The organism is Sinanaerobacter chloroacetimidivorans, from assembly GCF_018128545.1.
In the GTDB taxonomy this organism is placed as follows: Bacteria; Bacillota; Clostridia; order Peptostreptococcales; family Anaerovoracaceae; genus Sinanaerobacter; species Sinanaerobacter chloroacetimidivorans.
This window is the reverse complement of the sequence record NZ_JAGSND010000001.1, coordinates 22,009-40,988: the sequence shown is the minus strand read 5'-3', so window position 1 is coordinate 40,988 and position 18,980 is coordinate 22,009. Positions and strand designations below refer to the sequence as shown.

At 41.4% G+C, this 18,980-nt stretch carries 21 protein-coding genes, 1 tRNA gene and 1 riboswitch; of the genes, 5 read left to right on the top strand and 17 right to left on the bottom strand.

Translation table 11 applies throughout. From position 1 onward, the window contains the following. Window positions 1-27 precede the first annotated feature (27 nt). A complete protein-coding gene (locus tag KCX82_RS00220; RefSeq protein ID WP_227016425.1) occupies window positions 28-969 on the top strand; it encodes an FkbM family methyltransferase in 942 nt (313 codons plus the stop codon). A gap of 17 nt (window positions 970-986) precedes the next feature. Here the strand turns inward: KCX82_RS00220 and KCX82_RS00215 are convergent, their stop codons facing one another. The 4 genes from KCX82_RS00215 to KCX82_RS00200 all read right to left on the bottom strand — a co-directional run bounded on the left by KCX82_RS00215 (window position 987) and on the right by KCX82_RS00200 (window position 3,878). Further along, window positions 987-1,337, bottom strand: coding sequence for a hypothetical protein (locus KCX82_RS00215; RefSeq protein ID WP_227016424.1), 351 nt, complete (start codon window positions 1,335-1,337; stop codon window positions 987-989). 18 nt (window positions 1,338-1,355) lie between these two features. Then, the gene (locus tag KCX82_RS00210; protein WP_227016423.1) at window positions 1,356-2,147 is read right to left on the bottom strand and encodes a DUF3307 domain-containing protein; all 792 of its coding nucleotides are present in this window, start codon (window positions 2,145-2,147) and stop codon (window positions 1,356-1,358) included. After that, window positions 2,140-2,802, bottom strand: a complete 663-nt coding sequence (locus KCX82_RS00205) for a SatD family protein (protein ID WP_227016422.1) — start codon at window positions 2,800-2,802, stop codon at window positions 2,140-2,142. The genes KCX82_RS00210 and KCX82_RS00205 overlap by 8 nt, the downstream gene beginning before the upstream one ends. Window positions 2,803-2,975: 173 nt before the next feature. After that, window positions 2,976-3,878 (bottom strand): LysR family transcriptional regulator, encoded by a 903-nt coding sequence (locus tag KCX82_RS00200; RefSeq protein WP_227016421.1) that lies wholly within the window; start codon window positions 3,876-3,878, stop codon window positions 2,976-2,978. A 182-nt stretch (window positions 3,879-4,060) separates the two neighbouring features. Between KCX82_RS00200 and KCX82_RS00195 the strand changes: the two genes are divergently transcribed. Next, complete coding sequence (locus KCX82_RS00195; protein ID WP_227016420.1) at window positions 4,061-4,435, top strand: cupin domain-containing protein; 375 nt, start codon at window positions 4,061-4,063, stop codon at window positions 4,433-4,435. Here KCX82_RS00195 and KCX82_RS00190 read toward each other — a convergent pair. From KCX82_RS00190 to KCX82_RS00180, 3 genes are all read right to left on the bottom strand, one after another. Then, a complete protein-coding gene (locus KCX82_RS00190) occupies window positions 4,425-4,811 on the bottom strand; it encodes a VOC family protein (protein ID WP_319633320.1) in 387 nt (128 codons plus the stop codon). The two genes, KCX82_RS00195 and KCX82_RS00190, sit on opposite strands and share 11 nt — an antisense overlap. Window positions 4,812-4,819: 8 nt before the next feature. Further along, complete coding sequence (locus KCX82_RS00185; protein WP_227016419.1) at window positions 4,820-5,689, bottom strand: EFR1 family ferrodoxin; 870 nt, start codon at window positions 5,687-5,689, stop codon at window positions 4,820-4,822. 97 nt (window positions 5,690-5,786) lie between these two features. Then, on the bottom strand, window positions 5,787-6,896 hold the full coding sequence (locus KCX82_RS00180) for an aminopeptidase (protein WP_227016418.1): 1,110 nt from the start codon (window positions 6,894-6,896) through the stop codon (window positions 5,787-5,789). A gap of 146 nt (window positions 6,897-7,042) precedes the next feature. Between KCX82_RS00180 and KCX82_RS00175 the strand changes: the two genes are divergently transcribed. The 3 genes from KCX82_RS00175 to KCX82_RS00165 all read left to right on the top strand — a co-directional run bounded on the left by KCX82_RS00175 (window position 7,043) and on the right by KCX82_RS00165 (window position 9,660). After that, window positions 7,043-7,978 (top strand): diacylglycerol/lipid kinase family protein, encoded by a 936-nt coding sequence (locus tag KCX82_RS00175; RefSeq protein WP_227016417.1) that lies wholly within the window; start codon window positions 7,043-7,045, stop codon window positions 7,976-7,978. Between the two features lie 31 nt (window positions 7,979-8,009). Further along, on the top strand, window positions 8,010-9,293 hold the full coding sequence (locus KCX82_RS00170) for an O-antigen ligase family protein (RefSeq protein WP_227016416.1): 1,284 nt from the start codon (window positions 8,010-8,012) through the stop codon (window positions 9,291-9,293). A gap of 278 nt (window positions 9,294-9,571) precedes the next feature. After that, window positions 9,572-9,660: transfer RNA gene (locus tag KCX82_RS00165), tRNA-Ser, on the top strand. A 196-nt stretch (window positions 9,661-9,856) separates the two neighbouring features. Here the strand turns inward: KCX82_RS00165 and KCX82_RS00160 are convergent. The 10 genes from KCX82_RS00160 to KCX82_RS00115 all read right to left on the bottom strand — a co-directional run bounded on the left by KCX82_RS00160 (window position 9,857) and on the right by KCX82_RS00115 (window position 18,860). Then, window positions 9,857-11,068 (bottom strand): tyrosine-type recombinase/integrase, encoded by a 1,212-nt coding sequence (locus tag KCX82_RS00160; RefSeq protein ID WP_013623265.1) that lies wholly within the window; start codon window positions 11,066-11,068, stop codon window positions 9,857-9,859. A 148-nt stretch (window positions 11,069-11,216) separates the two neighbouring features. Then, the gene (locus KCX82_RS00155; protein ID WP_013623266.1) at window positions 11,217-11,435 is read right to left on the bottom strand and encodes a helix-turn-helix domain-containing protein; all 219 of its coding nucleotides are present in this window, start codon (window positions 11,433-11,435) and stop codon (window positions 11,217-11,219) included. 14 nt (window positions 11,436-11,449) lie between these two features. Further along, window positions 11,450-11,755, bottom strand: a complete 306-nt coding sequence (locus KCX82_RS00150) for a type II toxin-antitoxin system PemK/MazF family toxin (RefSeq protein WP_319633319.1) — start codon at window positions 11,753-11,755, stop codon at window positions 11,450-11,452. 699 nt (window positions 11,756-12,454) lie between these two features. Continuing rightward, the gene (locus KCX82_RS00145; protein ID WP_013623268.1) at window positions 12,455-12,874 is read right to left on the bottom strand and encodes a sigma-70 RNA polymerase sigma factor region 4 domain-containing protein; all 420 of its coding nucleotides are present in this window, start codon (window positions 12,872-12,874) and stop codon (window positions 12,455-12,457) included. Between the two features lie 411 nt (window positions 12,875-13,285). Then, window positions 13,286-13,375: riboswitch (cyclic di-GMP riboswitch) on the bottom strand. A gap of 71 nt (window positions 13,376-13,446) precedes the next feature. Then, window positions 13,447-13,584, bottom strand: a complete 138-nt coding sequence (locus KCX82_RS00140) for a hypothetical protein (protein ID WP_227016415.1) — start codon at window positions 13,582-13,584, stop codon at window positions 13,447-13,449. A 130-nt stretch (window positions 13,585-13,714) separates the two neighbouring features. Then, window positions 13,715-15,193: a cardiolipin synthase gene (gene cls, locus KCX82_RS00135; RefSeq protein ID WP_227016952.1), complete on the bottom strand. Its 1,479-nt coding sequence runs from the start codon at window positions 15,191-15,193 to the stop codon at window positions 13,715-13,717. Between the two features lie 94 nt (window positions 15,194-15,287). Continuing rightward, on the bottom strand, window positions 15,288-15,860 hold the full coding sequence (locus KCX82_RS00130; RefSeq protein WP_013623270.1) for a signal peptidase II: 573 nt from the start codon (window positions 15,858-15,860) through the stop codon (window positions 15,288-15,290). Window positions 15,861-16,253: 393 nt separating this feature from the next. Then, on the bottom strand, window positions 16,254-18,095 hold the full coding sequence (locus tag KCX82_RS00125; protein WP_013623271.1) for a heavy metal translocating P-type ATPase: 1,842 nt from the start codon (window positions 18,093-18,095) through the stop codon (window positions 16,254-16,256). Between the two features lie 161 nt (window positions 18,096-18,256). Beyond that, the gene (locus KCX82_RS00120) at window positions 18,257-18,478 is read right to left on the bottom strand and encodes a cation transporter (RefSeq protein WP_013623272.1); all 222 of its coding nucleotides are present in this window, start codon (window positions 18,476-18,478) and stop codon (window positions 18,257-18,259) included. Window positions 18,479-18,503: 25 nt separating this feature from the next. After that, complete coding sequence (locus KCX82_RS00115; protein WP_013623273.1) at window positions 18,504-18,860, bottom strand: ArsR/SmtB family transcription factor; 357 nt, start codon at window positions 18,858-18,860, stop codon at window positions 18,504-18,506. Between the last annotated feature and the right edge of the window lie 120 nt (window positions 18,861-18,980).

The window sequence follows — 18,980 nt, the reverse complement described above, 5'->3', positions numbered from 1 at the left end:
AAAGCATTATTGTAAGGTGGTGTAATCATGCCAAATAAAATTGATAAAGATTTTAATGATCTAATGGGTTTTCTCGGAGGCTGCAATCTCGAGCAGACAAAAGCGGCCGTCAAAAGGAATCTGAACTTTTATAAAAATACGGATAAAACGAACTATACGTTGACAATAAACTATTACAACAAATACAAACTTTGGGGAACCATAGATCCGGACAATGACAACTTTGAACTCGTAGATAACATTGCTGAAGCCCTGGTTGATCATAGAGAGGATTTTCAATGGCTTTACGGACGCTTGTGCGACAATCGTTCCAAAAAGATTCTATCGAATCTCCTCTCTTATTGGTTTGCTCCAAATTATCGTAAGGTCAGCGAATTGCAGGATAAAATATTTCATCAATACTTCGACCTTGATCTGATCCAATGCAAAGAGGACGAGGTTTTTGTGGATATCGGTGCCTATATTGGTGATACTGCCGCAGATTTTGTCAAGACATTCGGATCAGATAGTTATAAAAGGATTTACTGCTATGAAATTGTACCCGAGAATCAGAATTACATCGATAAAAACATAGAGTTGTTAAATTTAAAAAATGTAATCAATTGCAGAAAAGGTGCCAGTGATAAGAGCGGTATCTATTCTTTTATCAGCGGCGAAACGACCTCTGTCAGCAGACTTTCAGAAAGCGGTGAAAGAAAAATTCCCACAGTAGCGATAGATGATGATATTGAAGAAAATGTTACATTTATAAAAATGGATGTCGAGGGCTCGGAAGAGCAGGCATTAAAGGGATGTCGAAAAAAAATTCTGGAAAATCACCCCAAGCTCGCGCTGAGCGTATATCACAGCCACAAAGATCTTTGGAAGCTGGCTAGAATGATTGACGAGTTGGATCCCTCCTACCGCTTTTATCTCCGCTATTACGGGAAAGAACTCCTTCCCACCGAGTATATACTTTATGCCCTTTAAACTCACAGGCATGCATATCAGACCTGCAGATAAATATACATGACTGCTGCAACACTAAAAGCTCCTAATGTCCGTGCAAATTTCCTTCTGGAAAAAAACCATAGAACAGCAGAGACTACGGATAACATACCGCATAGCACGGGTAAGATATTAAAGGAGCTTAGATTGATCTGAGCCAACATCAAAGGCGCAGTAAACACAGCTTCATCAGCAGTGGAAAATGCGAAAAAAGCACTCATTGATGTAAAAATCATAAAACCGATGGTAGAAACACAGGTATGCTTTGCAAATGACAGAAAAAAAGAAAGCAACATGGTAAGGAATATACCGAATAGAAATAGAACGAAAATTCCAAATCCCAATTCCACAGCGCTACCCCCCAGAAATCATAATACCGAAAATACAAAATAATAGGCAACGATAGCAATCAATAAGCTGAACAAAGTTCCGATCAAATAATATTCAGCAAACCCAGATTCTTTGGATAATTTATCGTAACGTGCAATGGACTTTGCAGTCATGATAAGAGCAATGGATGCATACTGTTGAATACTCAAAAATATAACGATTAATAATTTTTCTAAAAATCCTATCACGGCCCCTGCTTTCCTATTGTTTTCATCAATGATCTCACTCTCCTGTTCGCCATGGTCTGGATGGAAGGGTTTGTAACAGGCAAACAGTTTCACAAAGGTCAGATTGGCCGGTTTATACAGCAAAGAAATCAGGAAGGCCCATTTCACGATATGTTCCAGGTGAAAGCCCATATATTCTGCAATTCTATCCGCATGAATCAGGGAAAGGCTCATGCCCTTTCGCCAAAAATACATGGTAATACCGATCATTACTATAATATGTAAGCCTTGATCCAAAATATATACAATTGCTTCATTTAGATTATATTTTTTTAATTTTCGCCCAAGGCTTTCCTTTTGATACAGCATCGCTTTTAAGTAATCTACAAGGAAATGGCCAAGACAGACGAAAACTATGGCTTGCAACAAATGATTCCGGTCCGTACTGATTATAAAAAGGAAAAGAAAAGGAATACAATACAAAAGTCCATGTGCAATCAATAATGTAATCTCTTGATTCTTCCTCTTGGCTATCGTTTCCGTTTGTAAATAAAAATCCCCTATAATATGTGAAAAAAATAAATATACAAGAATCTCATTCATTTTCTTTTCCCCATCTTTTCTGAAAGATTTCAGTTATGATCTCTCTGGCTGATCTGTAATCATAATAATGAGCACTGTTTAATCTTCGCTGCACGCTTGATGGTGAAATCCCCAGTTTACCGGCCAATTCCCGTTGTGTAATATCCTGATACAGGATGGAGGAAACGGCTTCTATCTGCTTTTCTGTCCATCCGTTTTCCAAACAGGAACATAAGCTTAAATTTGAATTCACCAAATTTATAAGGTCTTCATCTCCGTTCATCCACAGTTTCAGGTTCATCATTCTACTCTGCTGGCTGTCTTCGTTCATATGGAGTTCTTCCATCATTTTACGCGCATAATGAAACGCAGGTCCGTCAGCACCAATGGCCATATGCCTGACCACTTCCGTATCTATGGTGCCAATACCGACTCCGACCCGAAGCTTTACAGGATACATGGAAAATCTTATCTTATCAACGATTTCAAACAGATATTCCGAACTTTCTAATAGGCCTTGGAATTCGTCACCAAGAGTGATCAGAAAATCAGCGGCAATCACATGTGAATATTCATTGTTTATTTCTTTTAAAATGAAATTTAATCGATTTTGAAGCTCATTTCTATTTTTTATTTTTCGGGATCCGACAATATCACCGATTATAGCAACGTACATGATATCACCTCCTCATATTCCATATTATAACAGTCTGGCTCATCATTGGTCAACAAAGTTGCTATAATAAATGCAACTATAGTTCAATTGCATGATTAACTGCAATTTATACGCAGTTGCATGCCAGAATCAAATATTCTTCCTCCTTCTTATTACCGGATTCGGGAAGCAATTCAGAACAGAGCGGGCATATTATGCATGATTTCAGCAGACAGCTCTAAAAAAGCACGAAATGACGCGGATATCCACTTATCCTTGTGATAGAGAAGCTGTGATACGATTTCAAAATCCTCCGTAGGAAAGTTCAAGGTTGCCAGCTTTCCTGACGATACTTCTTCCTGGATTGAGATTTTAGGCAGTATACAAATTCCAAGGCCGCTCATCGCTGCCAGTTTAATCGCCTGAATGCTGTCCGTCTCCAATGCCACTCTGGGCAGTATATGATTTTCTGCCAGTTTATCTGTAAACATCCCTCTATAGCAGCAATCTTTTCCCGTTAAAAGAAGGGCTTCCGTTTCCAGATCTTCGGAAGCAACATGTTTTTTTCTGGCCAAAAGATGCTCCGGATGTGCCAATAAGGCCATAGGCTCCGGCAATTGAAATACTTCAATCAGAAATTCGGCTTCTATTTCGTTTCCAATAGTAAAAGCTGCATCAATGGTTCCGTTCATAAGATTGGGTATAAATTCCGAGCAATGAAGAAGTTTCAAATTGATATCTACTTTCGGATACAGACTGCGATATTCTTTGATGATAGCGGGGAGACGGTAAATACTCAAGGATTCTGCTGCACCTATGGTTAGAACACCGGCCGGTACATCTGAACCAGACAGGTCAGATTTCATGTTTCCGGCCAGCTGCAGTATTTGAGATGCATAAGGGAGCATCCTTTTTCCCTCATGGGTTAACGTAACCGTTTTTCCGATTCTTTCGAACAGCTTTACACCCATTTCATTTTCTAATTGCTGAATCTGAGCCGTAATGCTGGATTGGGCATATCCTAATTGTGCCGCGGCTTTCGTAAAGTTCAAAAATTCTGCCACTGTCAGAAATGTGTTCAGTTGTTTCAGATCCACTGACATCCCTCTATTCTTATTTATTTTTCTTCATTTCATTTTTATTTTAAAGCTCGGAATCAGAGTTTTATTATTGAATCGGTCAATCGGAATATCCGAATATTATAATCGAAATTATTCGTTTTATTAATCGATATCACTATGGTACCATAAATAAAAATAAAAAAACAGGAGGAAATCATATGTTATCAAAAGTAAACGTGTTGGATGCTGTTAACCGTGGAGCGCTCTATGAGTATATAGAGATAGGGAAAATGAATCATCAAATGCTGAATGTGGTGCAAGTTGCACAGAGAACTTTGGATTTTCATGTACACGAGGAGTCGGATGAATTATTTTATGTCGTTGAAGGCAGTTTTTGCCTTGAACTGAAGGATGGCTGTATCGAAATGAATACAGGCGATCTTCTGATCGTACCAAAGGGAATTGAACATCGCCCTGTTTGCAAAGAGCTGGTAAAAATCCTTCTGATTGACTTATCCGGCGCTTTAAATAATGATAACTGCGGGGGAACTTACAGATCACATACAAAGCCGGATCTTACGCTCATGCCATGATTTCAACCTCATTGGAATCAGGATCCAGAACACAGCTTTCGTAATATCCATCGCCTGTTTCCCTGGGTCCGCTTTTTAAAAAGTAACCATCCTCAATCAAAGCTTTCGTAAGCCGATCCACCTTTTCTCTGCTTCCTGTACGAAAGGATATATGTGCCATCCCGATGGCGGGAAAGGATTGATCTGTCAAAGCCAGATTTGGCTTTGACATGATCTCAAGCCTGGCTCCGCCTTCAAAGGTTATAAAATAGGTTTGAAGGCCGGTTTTTTCATTATAGTATTTCCGATTTTCCTTCCCGGAAAAATATTTGGTATAAAAGTCCTTTAGCTTCTCAATATCATATGTATAGATTGCCACATGGTCTAAAAACATCATAACCTCCGTCATTCCTCTATATATTTTCGTACACCTTTCAGCATCAGCCCTTTGGCAGTCTGGGAGGGTGGAGGGAATTCCGTTAACTGAAAAGCAAGGTTTTCTATTGTTTTCAGATCATAACCATCCTTTAACACCACCCATTTGCCTGAACCGGGAACGATGGCATTTTGCGGGCATCCGTACACACACCGCAAGCAGACAACACACTCGCTGCCAAAATCGGGTTTGTTCTCTCGCATTGAAATATTGCCTCTTGGGCAGTGGTTTGCGCACCACGCGCATCCGGTACAGTTATTATCTGCTTTCAGTCTTTTTCCAAAAATATTTCCATAAGCTTTTTCTAAACTTCCAAGCTTTGACAGAAACCGGTCAACCAAATGAGGTTTCAATCTCATCCTGTTACCGGCAAGGATATCGGAAACGGCCCTGTCAGATTTTTGCGCTGTTGTTCTTAACACCATCGCTGAAAGGACGTCGTCATAGCGAATCATGACATTGCTCGGCATAATTAGCATATTTTCATAGAACACATCATATCCCTTCCCTTTCAGTTTCTTGATGACTTCAACACGGCATGCGGTATTGGGCGATATTTCACCTCCGCCGGAAACGGATATGACCGCTGCCGGTCTATCCTCCCCGTTAGCAGCAGAGGCGATCCACTCGTCAATGGGTTTTGGGGCATTAAACGCATGAACTGGAAAGAAAAGCACAAGCATATCTGCATCAGCCGGCATAGGATCCCTTTTGTTTAACTCGGTTTTCTTAACATCTATTTTATGATTTGCAAAGGCCTTTTCAAACTTCTCCATGACCCATGCCGTTCCTCCGGTGCCGCTAAAATAAACAAGTTGAACACTTTTGATTTCTTTCATTGTTTCTCCTTTCTGATTTATAATTCAGCACAACGGACTCGCATAAAATATCCACCCGGATGGGTGGATAAAATACGGCTGAGTATTGAAATTGTTGTTATTTTAAATTTTCCGGATTTAAATCATATAGTTCAGGCAGTACAAAAATTCCGTCTTTCCTCACAAGAACATCGTCAAACCAGATTTCTCCGCCGCCATACTCAGGTCTTTGGATGAAAACCAAATCCCAATGAATCGCAGATTTATTTCCGTTAAAAGCATCCTCATAAGCAGCGCCCGGCGTTAAATGAAAGCTCCCCGCAATCTTCTCGTCAAACAGGGTATCTTTCATCGGATGCAGAATATATGGATTCACGCCAATGGCGAATTCACCGAAGTACCGTGCATTTTCATCGGTATCAAGCAATTCATTAATACGTGCATCATTGTTTGAGGTAGCCTTTATGATTTTGCCATCCTTCACTTCAAATACAATATTATCAAAAGTAAAGCCCTGCTCCTCCGACGGTGTATTATATGAAATAATACCGTTCATTGATTCTCTAACCGGAGCAGTATAGACTTCTCCGTCGGGAATATTCCGCTCTCCGTCACATTTTCTTGCACCGATACCCTTTATGGAGAATGTGAGGTCCGTATTCTGTCCGGTAATTCGAACCTTATCCGTACGGTTCATCAGCTCTACAAGAGGATCCATTGCATCAGACATCTTTTTATAGTCCAAAGTGCAAACATTAAAATAAAAGTCCTCAAATGCCTCCAGACTTGTATTTGCCAATTGAGCCATGGCATTGTTCGGGTATCTCAAAACTACCCATTTTGTATGGTTTACCCTATAGTCCAGAACCGGGCGTAATATTTTGCTGTATAAATTTAACTTTGCGGAAGAAACGTCCGACAGCTCGGAAACATTATCACTTGCCCGTACCGCAATGTATGCTGCCATTCCCTGCATCTGAGCAAGCTGATACTCATTCATAAAGTTGAGTTGTTCCTCGTTGCAGCCAAGCAGAATTTCTCTTGTCATGGAGGAATCCCTAATTTCTACATATGGATATCCGCCGCAATGATAAACTTCCTTTACCAATTGCTTTGCCAACGGCTTTGTACTCTCTCCTTCATAGGAAATCAGAACCTTTTCTCCCTTCTGCACATTGCAGGAATAGTGAACTAATACTTCAGCTAACTTTTTTATTCTTGAATCCATATCTTATATATCTCCTAATTATTCAAACTTTTTCCTTTATTATACCCCAACCATCCGAATAATAAAAGCAAGTATCTGGAAAATATATTTTGCCTAATGGTTTTAATATGCTAAAATAAATTAACAGCAATCAATTAGGAGTATTTATGAAACATATATTTATTTTAAATCCGGCTGCAGGCAAGAAACAGGCTTCCACACTGTTTTTGCCGCAAATTATAAAGACTGCCAAATCCATGGAAATCGATTATGAAATCCATAGAACAGTGGGAATAGGTGATGGTGAACATTTTGTCAGAAGCCGCTGTGAAGCGGAAGCGGAAAGCGATAAAAAATCAATTCTGCGTTTTTACGCCTGCGGCGGAGACGGAACCTTCAATGAGGTAGTGAACGGTGCTTTTGGATTCGAAAATGCCGAGGTTGCTATGATTCCTGCCGGCACAGGGAACGACTTTGTACGAAATTTTGATGATCACGATGCTTTCTATGATATCAAGCGTCAAATACTTGGAAAAGCTGTTAAAGTAGATCTTATCCGTTACGGCAACAGGATTACACCTGCCAAATACGGTATCAATATGTTTAATATCGGACTGGATAGTGAAGTAGTGGAAAAGACGGCATCGATAAAGAAATTTCTGATATCAGGCTCTTTTTCCTATGCTTTGGGTGTTGGAATTGCCTTTATGCAAAAAGAAGGGACAATCCTGAGCATCGACTTTGATGACGGAGTCAAATATGAAGGCGAGGTTCTGCTGGTATCCATTGCAAATGGCGGCTATTACGGCGGAGGTTTTAAGGCGGCTCCTTATGCCAGGCTTGATGACGGGTTCATGGATGTAAGCATCGTCAAAAATATTTCCAGAAGTACCTTTCTAAAACTGATTGGTAAATACCGAAACGGAACTTATCTTGAAGTACCTAATATTGAAAAAATAATTACCTATAAAAGATGCAAGCATTTAAAAATTACTCCTAAATCAGAAATGAAATTATGCACAGACGGAGAGCTTTCTCTCACAGGAAATACCACATTTGAAATCATTCCGCAGGCTCTGAATTTCTCTGTTCCAATATCCTAAACAACTTCGGAAAGGTTAGGTTTAGAACTCTATGAATGTTTCCGGTAAACTCGTAAATTATTATGTTTTTATTATCATTTGTATCGTTCCTTTATTCTATCTTCCTTTCAGCGAAGCAGATGTCTTCAGGCAGCCTAAGTTTGCCTTATGGACCGCTTCTTTTCTGATTACAGTTTTATTTCTACTGAGAGAACGGATCCGAACAAAAGAGGAGATTCATTGGATATTTTCTTCAAGAATCAATCTGATGCTTGGAATTTACATGGCTCTTTGGACCATTTCAACCTTGCTTTCAGTAGATAAAATGTCAAGTATTACGGGCCTCCCCCTTTACAACGGACTCTTTCAGCTTATACTGAGCATCGGTACCTTTCTGCTCGTTGCCGGTTTGTTTGAATTTCGGCTAGCCTATCTAAAGTATGTTGCAATTACTTACATAATCATTTCAATCTACTCGATTCTGCAGTATTTCAGACTGGATCCCCTCACCCCATTTTACAGTGATCTTATGAAAAATTATGAAGGTCAGGTTTTTGCAACTATCGGAAATCAGAACCAGGTAGCCACCTGTTTCATTGTGGCATTTGTGATATTATCCTTCTATTTCATTATGGAAGAACAAAAACGCTCCGACAAACTCCTTACTTTTATTTCTTCCATACTCATTTTCGCCGGAGTTATGGCTGCAAGCTCAAGAGGCGGATTACTTTCTATCTCTATCGTATATCTTGTTTCTCTGCCTTTTGTGCTAAAAAATAAAAATTATGTAAAAAGGTATTTTACATTGGCGCTTACCTGCTCCCTGATTTTTATCATCATGGATTACGCCTCCGGCAGTTATTTGATGGACAGAATGTCAACGATTTATTCTGAGGCAGGAATGATAGCGCAAGGTGAAGTGAACCCTGATTTAGGATCGAAAAGAATGGAAATTTGGATAAATTCCATCCCGTTGATTAAAGAATATTGGTTATTTGGCAGCGGACCCGCCACCTTTTTTCAGGTATACGACACTTTTGGATTTAATCAAAATGGTGTTCAAATTGCATCTCCCCATAATGAGAGTCTTTTGATTCTTATTACCACCGGAATTTTCTCTTTGATCACTTATTGGGCGATTGTAATCGTTATTTTGGTCAAGGGAATACGAAAAATAAAAGAAAATTCTCAGATTGTTCCACTTTTACTGGGTTTGATTACCTATCTGATTAAAAATATGCTTAATTGCACTGTAGTTACCGATATGATTATTTTTTGGGTTCTTCTGGCTGTTATATTTGGTTTCACTGAAAAAAAGACAGTTTCCAACCGATAAGATGAAAATATAACGAAAAACAAGGCTTGCAGATGTGCTTTCCAATATGCTATAATCAACTTTGTTCGTAAAAGACAAATATAATATGGAGAAGTATCGAAGTGGTCATAACGGGGCTGACTCGAAATCCACTCGGTCAGTTGCCTTGATAATGCCGGAAACCCTTGAGTTTCCGTGGGTTTGCGGGATTTTGAAAATTTAGTGTTTTAGCGATTTCTACGGTTTTTCTACACTTTGCCTTGACTTCTACGCGGGGCTTGGTGTATTAAAATAAATATGGAGGCGTATCGAAGTGGTCATAACGAGCCTGACTCGAAATCAGGTTGTCCTCACGGGCACGTGAGTTCGAATCTCACCGCCTCCGCCAGGGGCCTGTTTGCGGTCAATGTCCGCAACAGGCCCTCCATTTTTTTACCTTTTCTACGCTCTCTTTTGAGGGCGTTTTTTTGTTTGTGTAGAAAACGGATATGCCTGAGTCCTCACTCTATAAGGCTTTTCCGTATTCCCATAAAGCAGTCCGTAGAAAATCAGTTGACCGCTGCAAGTCCAGTAGGTTCTGCCACTTAGTTTCTTTCAAACATCCCATCCATAACCAAGCCAGATTCGATCTGTGCGTGGAAGTCCAGATGAGAGTAAATGTCCGCTGTGGTCGAAAATGTGCTGTGCCCCAGCCATATCTGGATTTGCTTCATTGATATCCCATTTGCAAGCAGTAGGCTGGCGCAGGAATGTCTTAAATCGTGAAACCGGATTTTTTTGAGGTCGGCTTTTTCAAGCACCCAGCTAAAGTGATCCGTCACATAATTAGGGCGCATGAGCTTCCCTGTTTGGTCGAGGCAGATGTAGTCGAGGTAATCCCGGCAGTAAGAGCGCTTGAACAGCTTTCGATACATTTCTTGCTTTTCCTTTTCTGCAAGCAGTAGCTTTTCCACCGATGGCAGTAACGGAAGGGTGCGGAAGCTGGACTTGGTTTTCAGTACATCTTCCCCGACCGCTATGGATTTGCCATCTACCGTGTCCTCAATCACCTTGTGCTTGATGGAGATGGTTTTTTGTTCGAGGTTGATCGCATCCCACTTTAATCCCAGGACTTCACTTCGGCGTAAGCCATAGTAAGCTGCCAGCTTCACACAAATCTCCAAGGGATCATCTGATATCGCATCAAACAGCGCCATCATTTCCTCTGCGGAATAAAACTGAGCATGGTATACATTCTTCTTTGGCCTGTCTACCCTGTCAGCGGGGTTACTGCCGATGATCTCCTTTTTCACCGCATTCTGCAATGCTCTGCGGAGGACTGCGTGATAATGGATGACCGTATTCGGTGTGTGACCCTCATCAAAAATTGATTGATGAAAGTCCTGAATATGCTGTGGAGTAACCTCCGCCAAGGTGATGTCCAGTTCAGTAAAGTACCGGCTGATTCGCCCATCCAGCATGGTTTGATAGCCTTTGAATGTTGTTTTGGCTATCGTGGGCTTTGCTTGTATCAGCCATTTTTGAAGGTAGTCGGTAAACAGCACCTCCGCATGGGGATTACGTTTGCCCTCGATCAGCTCTCTGGCCCGTTCCTCGGCCTCCCGACGCTCCTTTTCTTCCTGCTCCTGTTCGTATTCCAACCGAATTTGGTCAAAGGCTTTTTTAGCTTTTCTGTCGCTGGTTCCCGCTACCGGCAGTCCGGTGGGAATCCATTTGGTTTTTCTTTTTCCGTCTACTTTGATATAAAGGACAGCATAAAAAGTATTGTTTTTTTCTTGTAGGCAGCCTGTTATCATGGTTATCCTCCTTTGAAATAACAGCGTATTTGCCTACCATTGACAACATCACAATACCACAGAAGGCATGGGATAGCTACTGTTTTACGCGGAAGCAACCCAACGGATTTTTCTACGGTCTTGGGCCAATAATAAGCAAAAAACCATATCAACCAATCTTGATATGGCACATTTCTTCACTCAGTAAATATTCAATAACGCATGCTTTGGGAATCTTATAGGTCCGTCCAATGCGAACACTATGTATCTCTTTTTCCGAAAGCAATTTATAAGCCAGTTTCCGGCTGATGCCTCCGAGCATTTCTCGTAATTGATTTACCTCGACTACATCGGGGTATTTTTCAAACATGATTGTTTTGTTGCTCATAAAAATTCCCCCCTTCATAAAAAAAGCGCCGGACTAAGTCCGATGCTGATAGAAAGTGCCTGGTTGATTTCTTCCATCTCCTGTTCATCCAGTTTGCCGATCCAGCCCCGAAGTCGAGTCCGGTCAATGGTGCGTATCTGCTCCAGAAGTGCAAAGGACTCTCTGGACAATCTGCCCGCCCCGGCAATAGCCGTATGGGTGGGTAAGGGCTTTTTCGGCTTGCCGGTGATGGCGCAGACGATGGTGGTGGGGCTGTAGTGGTTGCCTATGTCATTTTGCAGGATAAGTACAGGACGGATGCCCCCTTGTTCACAGCCCATAACGGGGTTTAAATCGGCGTAGTAAATATCGCCGCGGCTGATGCCTTGCTTCATCGTGTTCAAACTTTACACCTCCTTGATTCGAGATTCTCTGTTTTTTCTTAATGGCACAAATATAGGGATCGCCCTGCTGTATAAGCAGAGCGATCCCCATCGCTTCTGACATTAAGTCTTTTTTTATAATCAAGGCGCTTAATTCGACACTACTCCCCAAGCGCACTGTGCAAAGCGTATGAGTCTTGCACAACAAAGGCGATGGCCTGAACTGCGGCTGGCTTCGCCGCATCATGGGAATTTCACCCCCGCCAGGATCTCTGCCGGTTGCTCTCATTGCGTGATCCCCCGGTCGCGGGGGGCTATGACGGAGCAAAAGTATCATTATAGGCTGACGGGATCATTGCGAGACAGGCCGCCACAGCCTGTTTTCCGGTCGGATGGGTACCGCTTTGCACCTTATTTGGCCGTCTTTGATAGGAGCAGGAAGAAACGAGCGAACAGAAAAATGAGTGATTTCACTTTTCTTGCTGCCTGCCTACAGGTGGTCTTGGCGCATCCTCCGAGGTCGCTTTACCCTTTCGGGGTCCGTCAGCTAACGTGTTCAGGTCATCGGATATTAAGTTTTCAAGGAACCATGGAGGGAATGAGAAAAACCCCCTCACTACTAATCCGGTTTCGTGAGGGGGTTGGACGGAAAAATTTTTACTTTTCCATAAGTTTTTTTAAAGTACGCAGAATTTTAACCTTTCGGTCGTGGATTGTCATGCGCGGGATACCAGTTTCCGCTGCCAGTTGATGCTCGCTTTTATTCTTAAAAAACAGAGTAAAAATCAGTTCCTGTTCCTCTTTGGCAAGCTGGGAAAGGCACAAGTGGAGTTTTTCGGCTATCAGCTTGTCCGTGACAATATCCTCCACACGGGGAGAAGAGAGATCTGAAATCGCATCCTCACCATTGGTTTCCTCCGTATCCAAGGCACTGTAATAAAACACACCATGTGCTGCGTCCTTTTCCTCCAGATGTAGTTCACGGCGTTTCATGCGGTAATATGTTAAATAGACTTCTTCGGTGACAGGGACGAGCTGCCCCTGAACTTTGATTTGATACTCTTTCTTTTCTGCCATATGGCTTGTCCTCCGTTTTCTGAAATTTTGATGGTGAGTCAAAATGTCAGAAGCGGAGGGGAGCGGCAGCGTGGAAACGACCTGCTTATATTAGAAACATGCCACATTTCCCCTGAATATGGTAAATATGGTCGGAGTATAGATTTTTTTGTCGAAAGAAAAAAGTCAGCACTGCGCCCATGGCGAAATGCTGACTTTTTCAAAATTACAATATGAGATTGTTTGGGTGGTGGGTAATATGTACGAGCTCTGTCTGCTCTATTGCCACCTCTTATAAGTATAAAACCCCATAGGATACCCCTCTCGCCGGAGCATGGCGAAAGCCGGTATCCCGATATCCTGTTTATCCGTCAAAAACCGACAGACAGATATAGAGCCTGCCCTTTGAATGAGGGCAGGCTCCGCATGGTTTTTGGCAGCCAGGCTATCATAGCGCAGTAAAGCACCTTAGACCCTATGGCTTTGCGTCCCCATCTTTTGATGGGTTTGCCCTTGGCTTTATTTTTATTTTTACTGGACTTTCTCTATGCATCGTTAAACTTCATGCATTGAACAGGTATTTTATAACACCTTCACTCTATTTCTTCCTTCTGCTTTTGCCATATACATAGCTTCAGTTCCTTAAAGCAATACTGATAGAACAGCTCTCTGTTCTTTTTTAAGCACTCCAATTCAGTCAAATAACGGTAATTACCTTTTATATCCGTCATTTTCGTGGATAGATACATTCCCTCGATTTCCGGCAAATTGGGATGAACTACGTCTTATAGATCCGTTGAAATTGCCAAGATGATAGGGACAACATGAGTGCTATTCTTTTGACTTCATAACAAATTAATCTCAAAAGAATACAGCAAACAATCTAAGGAACGATTGAACGCATTTTATGTGCCAGGGACGGCGACGCCATTCATCAAGACTTATTTCTTCACAAACATCAAATGTTTGCTGGAGGTCATTTTTTATGTCTTGGAGTACAGGCGATCCGCAAATCCACACACCGTTTTCAAAGTGGAGATAAAAGCTCCGGTAATCCATGTTAATGCTTCCGCAAATGGCATGATCATCATCGCTTATGATAGTCTTTGCATGGATGAACCCCGGGGTATATTCATAGATTCTAACACCCGATTCCAGCAGCTCTCCATAATTCGATTGCGTTACCATATGCACATACCAATGATCCCATATCTTTGGAGTAATAATCCTGACATCTGTACCTCCCTGTGCGGATGTACACAACGCTTCCTTCATGGAGTTGTCAATGACAAGATAGGGGGTAGATATATAAACATATTTCTTTGCATTATATATCATCGTGCGGTACATAACCTCGGCAGGGTTATCGGGATTATTTGAAGGCCCGTCTGAAAATGGTTGATAGAAGCCTTGACCCTCGTAGTTCACTACAGACCGGTAAGCTTCGTAATCTGTAGTTCCTCCACTTTCAGCATCCCACATCTGAAGAAATATTGAGGTCAGACCCCAAACCGCGTCGCCTTCAAGCCGGATTGCCGTGTCTTTCCAATGGCCGTGCTTTGGGTATATGTTGGCATATTCATCAGCAAGATTCGTTCCCCCTGTATACCCAACGCAGCCGTCTATGACCGTAATTTTCTGGTGATTACGGCAATTGAAGCAAAAGGATGAAATATACCGATGAACTGGATTAAAACGCAACACCTGAATATTGTGACTGTTAAGAGCCTTAATCAGATTATCTGGTGCTGTAACAATACTCCCAAAGTCATCGAACATCAGCCGTATTTCCACTCCTTGTTCGGCTTTGCGAATCAATACTTCTGAAATCCTGTCCCAAAGCTCCCCACTATCTAAAATAAAATATTCCAAGAAAACGTATCTTTCAGCGTTTTCAATATCCTTTATCATTGCTTCAAATTGATACTCGCCAAGCGAGAAATACTCACACGTTGTATTTTTATAAAGAGGGAATCCTTTCCTGCCTAAATATCCTGCTATTCTTTTTCTTGACGGATGGATTTGATCGAGTTCGGCGTAAACTTCCGGGTCCTTATATAAATACATGGAACCGTGCTGGATAGCCGCTCTTATTCGATTATTTCTTATACATCGTCCGAACACATCGGAACGACCCCATAAGAGATATAGGAAATAACCGAAAACCGGAAGGATAAATATTATAATAAGCCATACGATTATGTAAGATGTGTTTTTACTTTTGCTCACCATAATAAAGATGTTTATTACCGCTATAATTTGAATGAGTGCATAAAAATATACCGCATAGTTTTTGAGTATATTGATGATAAAATAGATAAATAAAAGTTGTAAAATCACAACAAGGGTGGCCAAACCGATACGAAATATGCCCGTCAAGTTTCTATTTTCTTTTCGCTTCACTGTGACCACCTCTCAATTGTGTTTATATATTTTATATTCTGGTATATTCAGACGTTGTGTTGGGAAGGAGTTTGCATCCGCTCCGAAACCATATAGCAAAAGCTATATCTTCTGTATTGAGATCGTTTGAATAAGACTTTTTTAGCTTTTTTTCATGCCGCCACGTCCAAATTAGAGCCAAAATCCATCCCGTGTTCAGAAATACGTCCTTTGTATCAAAAATAAACCAATTGAATAAACCAATAAAGTCAAGGCTGCCGCCCCAGAACACTACATCAATAAATGAACATAATATGCCAGCAGATGCAAAACAGAATGCTCCACTCAACAAGCGACTCTTTGCACCAACTTTATATGTTTGGAATCGATAGAATAAAAGCAATCCTGCTATAGCCGTTATCTGTAAAAAGATCATTCCGATTACAGGAGTCTTAAAATTAGCCATACTTGCAAACCAATTCAAATTTGTGTTCTGGAAAGGCTCAAAACGCAAAACACTCGGTATCCAGATAATCATCTTATCTATCGCAAAATGAGCTATCAGCAGTTTTATTGTTTGATCAACTGCTGCCAAGATTCCTGTGATAAGCCATTGCTTTTTCATGCCACACACCTTTCCATACAACATATTTTCTGTTTATGCTTTAATTCAATCGCGCTCAATAGCTCAACTGCTTTCACCAATAAACCGAATAAAATAATCTTCATATAATGATTCTCACTTTGCCCCTTATCTCAGTGAATAATGAGGATGCCGCCGGCCACCATCCACACATTTGATACCTCTAAAGTTTCCGGCATAAGCTCAAAGAACACAAGGCTCATCATTACGCCACCAGCGAAAACTAAAAGGCAATTCGCCATATTTTCAGAAAACTTCTTTTGTTATAATAGCAACTGCGCTACCAAAGCAAGTTCACAAAATCCCAACTAACAAGGCAATCAGGACAATTAACATTTTACTTATCGCTTCCGATACAACAGGCTTTTGACCTGATTATAATTTCTTTGTGTTTAAAGCACGGAAAGAGTTCAATACCGCTATAACCGTCACACCAACATCTGCAAACACAGCCTCCCACATGGTAGCAAAACCGAGTGCACTGAGTACAAGCACAATTGCTTTTATCGACAAAGCCAGCCATATATTCTGTTGTGCGATTCTTAGCGTTTTCTGTGAAATTTTCATACCTGTAGCTAGTTTGGACGGCTCATCGGTCATTATTACAACATCGGCGGCTTCTATAGCCGCGTCGGAACCCAAGCCACCCATCGCAATACCAATGTCGGCACGAGCTAAAACTGGTGCGTCATTAATCCCATCGCCTACAAAGGCCAGCTTGCCTTTAGCTGATTTTTGAGCCAGCAGTTCCTCTACTTTATCTACCTTGTCACCGGGAAGAAGCTCTGTGTAAACCTTATCTAACCCCAATTCCTTGGCAACTTTTTCTCCCACACTCTTGGCGTCGCCCGTCAGCATCACCGTTTGACGGATATTTGCCTTTTTTAGCAATCTAATCGCTTCCGCTGCATCTTCCTTAACCTCATCAGCAATTACAATATATCCCGCATATTTGCCATCAACAGCAACGTGTACGGCTGTTCCAATAATTTCGTCTTGAGAAAATTTAACGCCGATTTTTTGCATGAGTTTTGTATTTCCTGCGAAAACTTTACGACTATCAACCGTTGCGCTGACGCCGTGGCCTGCGATTTCCTCAACATCCGTAATCCTTTCGTTGTCAATATCTTTCCCATAAGCAGTTTTCAAAGAGAGTGAAATGGGGTGATTGGAATAACTCTCAACATGTGCGGTAAGTTCCAGCAGTTCTGCTTCGGAAATGCCGATAGCATTTACCTCTTGTACTTTAAATACGCCTTTTGTCAATGTCCCCGTCTTATCAAACACAACGATTTCAGTCTGCGCCAAAGCTTCTAAATAGTTGCTACCCTTAACAAGCACACCACGCCTTGACGCGCCGCCGATACCGCCAAAGAAGGAGAGTGGAATAGAAACAACCAGAGCGCAAGGGCAGGAAACCACTAAGAAAGTTAAAGCCCTGTAAATCCAGTCGCCCCAAGTACCACCAAAGAACAGAGGCGGGATAATTGCAAGCAACAGTGCGGCAGCCATAACAATCGGAGTATAAACTCGTGCAAATTTTGTAATGAAATTCTCGGTGTTCGCCTTTTTACTACTGGCGTTTTCCACGAGATCAAGGATTTTGCTGACCGTCGATTCCCCAAATTCTTTTGTGACCTCAATCGTCAGTACGCCGTTCACATTGATACAGCCGCTCAAAACATCAGAGCCAACACCAGCTTCGCGCGGAACAGATTCGCCGGTCAAAGCGGACGTATCAATCATTGAATTGCCGTCAAGCACCTTGCCGTCAAGCGGGATTTTTTCACCAGCACGGACAACGATGATATCGCCAATCGCAACTTCGTCAGGGTCGACTTTTACCAATTCATCGCCCCTCTTAACATTTGCGTAATCAGGACGTATATCCATTAAGCTTGCAATGGATTTCCGCGACTTCGCAACGGCATAACTTTGAAAATATTCGCCAACCTGATAAAACAGCATAACGGCAATGGCCTCTGGATATTCCCCAATGATAAGTGCGCCACCGGTCGCCACGGTCATTAAAAAGCTTTCCTGAAAAACTTGGCCTTGCATAATATTCTTGATGGCTTTTATTACGACTTCGCTGCCCACTACAATGTAGGCGGCAATGAAGATAGCGGGACTAAGCCAAACAATGTCGGTTTTTACTAGCAGCCCGATTACGAAAATAACCGCTGCTATGATAATTCTTACAAGCTTCTTGTTCATATTGAACTCCTTTCTTATCTTTGCTATAAGAGAATGACGAGTAACATTGAGTGAACGCTCAACTATTGTCGCAAAAAAATTTGAATTTTTTAAATTCCTTCGCTTTTGGCGTATCGCTTTGAAGTGTTACGCCAAAAGCTGGAATTATTGCCGGTAAATGTTTACGCCTTTTTTACGACAACATGAGGTTCATGCTTCTTGACGATTTTTTCAGCGGTCTTAATAATCTCGTCCATTTTGTCGTCGTCTGCCACAAGAACCATCTTAGTCGTCATAGCGTTTACGGTTACTTCGGTTACGCCGTCCAGCGCCTTGATGTCCTTTTCGATTTTCGCCGCACAGTTGGCGCAGTCCAGTCCTTCCAACCTAAATGACTTTTTCATGTTATTTTCCTCCTATAATTAAATTTTATTCAGTTACATGGCTTAAACTTTGTTCCAAAACGATTTTCACATGGTCATCCGCGAGAGAGTAATAAGCAATCTTACCATCTTTCCTAAATTTGACAAGATTTGCCTGTTTCAAAGTGCGTAGCTGGTGTGATATAGCGGATTTTGTCATACCAAGCAAGACTGCCAAATCACAGACACACATTTCACTGACATCCAGAGCCCATAAAATTCTGATCCTTGTACCATCTCCCACAGCTTTCAAAAATTCCGTCAAAATATTAAAAGTATCATCTGAAAGCATTTTTGTTTTTACTGCGGTGACGGTTTCTTCGTGTATAACATCACAATCGCAAACATCGCTTCTGACAGACATAATTAGTCCTCCTTCCGAAATTTTAATTGAGCAAACGCTCAACTGTATATAGTATAGTTGAATATATACTCAATTGTCAAGGGGTTTTTAGAATATTTTTTTAAAATCATCCCAACACGA